Genomic DNA, 423 nt, shown 5'->3' on the forward strand with positions numbered 1-423 from the left:
CTGGCTCCAGGTTCCCGGCTGGTCGAAGGTCAACCGGTAATGATCACCGTCGTCGGCCATTTGCATCCATTCCCGGGCCATACGTTTGGCTTCATGGGTATATTTTTCGGCCACATCGGTCTTGCCCAGCATACCGGCCAACTTGCCGTAGCTGGCAATGCCCATGATGGCTTTCACCGACAGGTTCACATTGTGGGCAAAGTGCCCCGCAAAGTCGTCGGTACACAACTGGTTATCGGGATCAAGACCGTTTTCGAGCAGGTAGTTCGACCAGGTGGTCAGAACCTCCCAGTGTTTGGCGGCATAATCGGCGTTGCCTTCCATTTCAGCGATGGCCGCAGTCAGGATCACCATGTTACCACATTCTTCCACCGGCATGTCGCCCCCGTAGGTTTGCCCGTTGGCCAGCGGATAGGTGCCCAC

1 protein-coding gene is annotated in these 423 nt (G+C 56.7%); it reads right to left on the reverse strand.

Going from position 1 to position 423, the window contains the following annotated elements; genetic code table 11:
• Positions 1–423 (reverse strand): glutaminase domain-containing protein (locus N2K84_RS20260; RefSeq protein ID WP_282593650.1); only part of this gene is annotated, 423 nt, incomplete at both ends.

The sequence above is a fragment of the Gaoshiqia sediminis genome (assembly GCF_025907915.1).
In the GTDB taxonomy this organism is placed as follows: Bacteria; Bacteroidota; Bacteroidia; order Bacteroidales; family Prolixibacteraceae; genus Gaoshiqia; species Gaoshiqia sediminis.